6 protein-coding genes are annotated in these 6,440 nt (G+C 35.7%); 2 read left to right on the top strand and 4 right to left on the bottom strand.

The annotated features are described in order from the left end of the window. Positions 1–148: 148 nt before the first annotated feature. Positions 149–421, top strand: coding sequence for a hypothetical protein (locus JJE11_RS12330; RefSeq protein WP_291636035.1), 273 nt, complete (start codon positions 149–151; stop codon positions 419–421). Positions 422–744: 323 nt separating this feature from the next. On the opposite strand, the gene JJE11_RS12325 is transcribed toward JJE11_RS12330, so the two are convergent. Genes JJE11_RS12325 through JJE11_RS12310 form a run of 4 tightly spaced genes read right to left on the bottom strand, consistent with a single transcriptional unit; the run spans position 745 to position 4,396 of the window. After that, positions 745–1,263 carry a DUF1097 family protein gene (locus JJE11_RS12325; RefSeq protein ID WP_291636033.1) on the bottom strand — a complete coding sequence of 173 codons (519 nt, stop codon included), beginning with the start codon at positions 1,261–1,263 and terminating at the stop codon, positions 745–747. Positions 1,264–1,298: 35 nt separating this feature from the next. Continuing rightward, positions 1,299–1,499 carry a MoaD/ThiS family protein gene (locus JJE11_RS12320; RefSeq protein ID WP_291636030.1) on the bottom strand — a complete coding sequence of 67 codons (201 nt, stop codon included), beginning with the start codon at positions 1,497–1,499 and terminating at the stop codon, positions 1,299–1,301. Next, positions 1,499–3,202 (bottom strand): aldehyde ferredoxin oxidoreductase C-terminal domain-containing protein, encoded by a 1,704-nt coding sequence (locus JJE11_RS12315; protein WP_291636028.1) that lies wholly within the window; start codon positions 3,200–3,202, stop codon positions 1,499–1,501. The genes JJE11_RS12320 and JJE11_RS12315 overlap by 1 nt, the downstream gene beginning before the upstream one ends. A gap of 39 nt (positions 3,203–3,241) precedes the next feature. Then, the gene (locus JJE11_RS12310) at positions 3,242–4,396 is read right to left on the bottom strand and encodes an iron-containing alcohol dehydrogenase (protein ID WP_291636026.1); all 1,155 of its coding nucleotides are present in this window, start codon (positions 4,394–4,396) and stop codon (positions 3,242–3,244) included. Between the two features lie 242 nt (positions 4,397–4,638). On the opposite strand from JJE11_RS12310, the gene JJE11_RS12305 reads away from it, so the two are divergent. Continuing rightward, entirely contained in the window at positions 4,639–6,150 is a 1,512-nt protein-coding gene (locus JJE11_RS12305; protein WP_291636024.1) for a helix-turn-helix domain-containing protein, read from the top strand. Positions 6,151–6,440 lie beyond the last annotated feature (290 nt).

Raw genomic sequence — 6,440 nt, 5'->3', positions numbered from 1 at the left:
TAAACAAGTTTGTGGTAGAGTTGTTAACACACGTATAACTCGAAATTATTATTAATTAATAATCCCAATTTGTACACTAATATTGTTTAAACTCCACTGGAATATTATTCAATTATTAGGTTGATAGCCATGGACCCCGTTCCAATAAATGGATGTAGTGGAGCGAATCTGTTTATTGGTTTCTAACAGAACATTTAAATTTTCCTATAGGGTTACAAATGGCTTTGGTAGTGAAGAAAGTTCCAACATGCACTTGGCATTGTTTGTAGCATATTACAACTTTCTCCGCCCACATAGCTACGCTTATTGGGGACCATTGAACTCAACCTCTGAACTTGAAAATATTTCTACTATGCCAGCAAAATGGCAAAAGTTAATCGAACTTTTACAGCAACTTATAATAGAAAAACAGGTTGTATAAGTGAATTTACCTTTTAATATAGTTTGAATTTTCTTACCCGGCAGAGTTCCGTAAAAAAGGAACTCTGCCGGGTATATTTTTGCTGACTTTTTTTTATTTACCAAAAAAAATTACAAGGTTTTGATGAAGATAAAACTAATATTTCATTTCTTTAAGGTATATTTTCACTTTTCAAGGTACAATTTAAATCCTAAAATTTTTAATCTTGTTTTTCATAGATTAGTTAACACTATCATTAAATCTTGAACCGTCACAGACATTTAAGCATTGGCCTGTTGTGTACTTATCCAGGTCTGAAATTAGAAATCTGTTGCTCTATTGTATTAGGCTTTATTTTCAATCTTCACCGCCTTGTTTGACCGCAATTTACCAACATATCTAGATAATATGATAACTCCACCTATAAAAAATGCGCCCCCTAAATATAAGGTAAACACCCACTCAACAGTAGCTTGTTTTGATGGAATAAGGGCTATTGTGAAATATCCGAAAGCATAACTGTTAAATATAATACTGTTTAAATCCTCCAATACAATCAACAAGAATACAGTAATAAATACCATGATATAAATCGCAGATTGCACTCCAATTCCCATTGGTACTAAGTTTTCAACACCGAAGATTAGAACCTTCGCCATAAGTAAGCCTGTCAATCCACCTATGAAGATTGGCTTAAGACTATCATTTTTTGCACCAGCCATTATGAAAAACATTAGAGCTAAAAATGCTGGCCATCCATTGTGAATCCCAAAAATTCCGAGTAGAAACAGTGTTACACACAACCATGTTGATACAATTAAGCCACTTATCAATTTGTGTTTTGATATACCTTTTTTCACCATTTTATTACCTCCAAATTAAGTGATTTTAATTAATGCTACCCTCCCGAAATCATCCGGATTACAGAAATTTTTTTATTATCAGTAACAATTGTTATGTTCAAGTCCCAATTAAATAGGACCTGTCCATCAACCACCACTATACTCATTTGATCTATTCCTTTTCCTGCCAACTTAAGTGCTTCTGCTACTGTCATACCCTCCTGAAATTCAAATTCCTTATTATTTACTTTTATCATCAAAAATCAAACATGACTTCAAGTTCTACATCATTGATATCAAATTTTGAGCCTGTAGCAACGGAACGTTCTTTATAGAAAAATTCAGGAAGTCTATCATCTTTTGCCGTCATTCCTGCCATTTTATTGTATGTTCTTTCTGTTAGCAATGTTTTAACTCCCATTGTACTAACCCTTTTAAAGCTTGAGTCTCCTCCATAAAGGGCAGCCATAAGTTCCCCTAAAAGTGGCAAACCTGGCATAATTTGTGCAAAAGCGAATAAACACATCATGCTATCTGCAAAGCACATGGCAACCTGTAATTTATTAGAAACATAAGCTTGGGCTGTTCTTCCAGTATCATCAAAGGCTCTGCCCATTGTAATGCCACAAGTATGGTCAGCTCCCATAGGACTTGTAGCATAAGTTATGCCTGTACCTTTTGTGTTTCGCGGATCATATCCTGGCATGGACTGATGTTTAACAACTGGAATTCTTTTGCTTCCTAGATGTATACCTACAGCTTCGCAGCCTTGTCCAATGAGATTTCCAAATTCTGTACCTTCCTTAAGTTCATTTAGTAGTCCAATAACAGCCTCCGAATCTCCCCACTTGATTTTCCCAGTCTCCATACACATTGCAATTGCATTTGCAGTTTCTATTGTATCAACACCCATGTCGTCACAAAGTCTGTCCATTTTTGCAATTGCATCCAAATCAGATATGTGGCAATTTGGACCAAACATAGCAATTGTTTCATATTCAAACCCTGAAGTTAAGTAATCTCCCTTTTCATCATTATAACTATTAGAGCATCTCACAACGCACCCTGGTTGACATGCAAGCTTATTTCGTCCACCTCTACTAGCAAGATTAGACATAAACTTATTTGCGCCAACTTCTTTGTATTCCGGGAAAAACTTTCCTGAGAAGTTATCCGTTGGAAGAACTCCATTTGCACCTGTAACTTCTATTGATGAAATAGTACCTATAGTACTAAATGGGTCATCCTTAGCTCCAGATGCTACCATTTTATTAAGCTTCAAGCAAATTTCATTGAACTTTTTTTCATCTGCATATTGAAGTTTAAATTTTTCTTCGGGATTTTCTATCACAATTGCCTTTAGGCCCTTACTTCCCATTATAGCGCCAATTCCACCTCTTGCTGCAGCTCTACTTGGATGTCCTGATTTAAACTCGGTAACTTGTATAGATGCGTTTTTGTATAGTCTTTCTCCTGCGCTACCAATAGATATTGTAGCTACATCATCTCCATACTCAGTCTTGATTTTATCAACAAACTCATAGTTGTTTACCCCTTTATACCGAGATGCAACTTTAAGTGTCGCTACACCCTTCGCATCAATATGCAATATCCACAAACCTTTATTTTCATCCATATTAAGGACTTCTATCATTTTAATTCCTTGGCCTGCCATCTGGTAAGCCGCAAGACCACCAACGTTACTCTCCTTGATTCCACCTGTTAATGGGCTTTTTCCTCCAACTGACATACGATGGGCTGTTGTAAGCTTTGTTCCAGCAAATAATGTTGTACAAAATACAAGTCTATTTTCGCTCCCCAATGGATCGCACTGAGGAGGAACATTTTTTATCATATATTGGGCTATTAATGCCCGGCCACCAAGTTCATTTAAATCCTGATCCATATCTCCCTTAGTTACGGTATTATTTTTCATATCTACAGTTAATTTTGACCACATAATCTTCGCCTCCATATCTTTATTATTTTTTCTTTTATTTTACGCGTCGTAAGCAAATTTCAACATTGATGCAACTTTTTCATTTGTAATTCTGTATGGAATCAGAGCGAATCCTCCATCTGCTGTTATCAGTGGAGCTACCTTCATAACATCTTCCAATTGCAATCCTAATTCTTTCATATTGGGTATTCCCACTAACTTAAGAAAACTTCTTAGAGAAATTCTCGCCATGCTTCCTATTTCCTCAGTTGTAGCCTCCTCTGGGACGTGAACTCCAAGACATTCACATATCATTTCAACCTTCTTAAATTCGGTCCTTGCAGTATATTCTATAACTTCAGGCAATGCAGCAGCGCAGGCCAGTCCATGGGGTATATGAAAGTGAGCTCCCAGAGTATGCCCTATTGAGTGTCCCAAATGTACAAGACCATTGGTAAATGCCATCCCTGCATACATTGAAGCAAGAATCATATGCTCTCTTGCTTCAAGATTTAATCCATCCTTGTATGCCACTGGAAGCCATTTTACTATTGCTCGTATAGCTTGCATTGCCAATGCATCTGACAATGGGTTTGAGTTCCCTCCAGTCATGGACTCAACTGCATGTGCCAGGGCATCAACCCCTGTTGCAGCTGTCATTTTAGGAGGAAGACCTAATGTTAAATCAGGGTCAATTATTGCAAGAGTTCCAACGCAAACTTGACTAATAACACTGTCCTTGTTGCCTCTAGAGGTACAGGATATAACACACATATTGGTTACCTCACTTCCAGTTCCACTTGTTGTAGGAATAAATACCATAGGCAATCCACTATTGAGATTTATTTGAACTCCAAAATACTGCATTATTGGAGGGGGATTATTTATCAGTACATTGATTCCTTTTGCTGTATCCATGGAGCTACCACCACCAACGGCAACTATGCCATCTACTCTCTCCAAAATGGCAATTTCAGCTGCCTCCTCAATTATTGTGTCTGGTGGGTCAGGAAGAACTTTATCAAAAATGACTGTCTCCACACCTGCATTCTGGATGTTTTCTACTATGGTATCAGCAATTCCCACCTCCTTAAGCCCTTTGTCATATACTACTAAAACTTTCTTACAGCCCAAATTCCTTACCTTGATACCTGTTTGCAATGATGCTCCACTACCCATAATTGATGGAACAAACACATTAAAAGATGTTATCATATCTCCTACTCCTCCCTTTATCAGGTTAAAATTGTACTTTTACCTGTTATTCTTATACAACTATCATATCAAAGTAATTATTATATGAATACGGTTATACTAACCAATGAAATGCAATCATTTTTGTTTATCTTGCACTATTTTTAATTTTCTATTTTTTAAATATAATCTTTGAGTTTTTTATTTATAAGTGATAACATAGGTACTATATGGTTTATACATATTTTTAGAGGAGGAGTTTTATGTATTTTTCAGAAATGATTAAGCTAATACAGAGCAAATATGATATTTCATTCTCTTGCACTGTCAATTATTTAACAATATTAGATGTTGTTTTTTTAGATAGTAATCCTGTTTCATGGAATGATCATACCCTTTACATTGGGAATTTAGCCCAAGTGGAAGTTCTTCCTAATCGCAGCATAATGCTACTGACTATTAATAATATCTCACTTGAAGACATGTTACCTGAGGGAAGTTACTGGGGAATAATAGACCCAAAGGACACTCAGAGAGTGTATCAAGTAGCTAAAGATTTACTATATGAAGACCTGAAGTCTGAGGCAGCTTTGTTTAAAATTACACAAGCATCGCTCCAAGGAAAGAATATTCTTTCCATTATTAACACTGCAGCTTCGCTTATTGGAAATGCACTGATACTTGGAGACTCAAATATGAAGGTAATAGCACATTCCACGGTTTTTGATATTATGGATCCTCTATGGGCAGATAACATAGAACATGGTGATTATTCCAATGAATTTATAAAAAAAGTTCGTTCTAATAAGGATATGCAGGAGTGGAGTAAAAGTGGAAAAGAGTCAAGAATTATAACTTTAAAAGGAGATAAACAGCCAAAGCTAGTAGCCCGTATATCTCAGAAAGGTCACATTATCGGCGCCCTGATAATGATTGCTCATCACTCGCCCATCAATCCTTCTCATTTTAAACAGCTCCCTCAAATCGGAAGAATTTTATTTGATACATTAAACAGCGGATCGGGTGATGAAATATACAAATCCTTCTATAGCAATATTCTGTATCATCTTCTTAGTGGAGATGAGCTTTCGGATACCTTTGATCTTTTGACTATGTCAAAAGCAGAATTCCCAAAGGAAATGACGATTGTTGTTGCAAGATTTATAAGGCGTGTTGAAAATAGATATCTAAAGCAAACTGTTGGAGTGAAGCTGAGGAAAATTTTCCCAAAAGGATATCCTGTGCAATATAAGAACTATATCGGTATATTAGTGCCATCAGTTTCTTCGAAACAACGAGAAAAGCTGTCTGAGTTGGTTTCTACCGAAAATCTCAATATAGGACTTAGTTGGACATTTAGGAATATTCTTGACTTCAAAAAGTACTTTACTCAGGCTATTGCATCAATTAAGCAGGCTCAAAACTTTGGAATAACCAATAAAGTTCTGGATTATACTGATTACTCTTTTTATGATCTTTTATTTCATTATACGAGTAAAATATCTCTTCAAAATTATTGCCATCCTGCACTACAGATGTTAAAGGAATACGATAAGTCTAATAAAACTGAACTTTATATAACTTTAAAAACCTTTCTTAATTCAAATAAAAACCTTAAAACTACATCAGAATCCTTATTTTTACACAGAAATTCAGTAACTTATAGAATCAATCAAATTGTAAAAGTTACAGGTATTGACCTTAATGCCATCAGCACCATATATGCTCTTGTTGATTCCTTTAGAATAGAAGATTTCCTTGAACCAGGGGTATGAAGAACATAGCTGTAACAGAAGCAATAGGAAAATTTCAAATTTCATTTAAGAACCATACTTGCAGTCGAGAAATTCGAATACTGCGAAAGATATACAAACAAGTCCATTTTTCATGGCAAGTGGACAGGACTATTAGCCATTTCACCACTCAGTAACTGGACTCATCCACTTTAACCATCCTACAATTTTTTAAATATCAATTTAACAAAACACTTCAATTATTTTTAATGCAGTTGTTTTGTTAATAATTTTCTGGACCTCGGAGGTGCTAGAGGGGAACGAAGGAACCC

The organism is Clostridium sp., from assembly GCF_016650095.1.
GTDB lineage: Bacteria > Bacillota > Clostridia > Clostridiales > Clostridiaceae > Clostridium_AD.
This window is presented reverse-complemented; position numbering and strand designations above follow the sequence as displayed.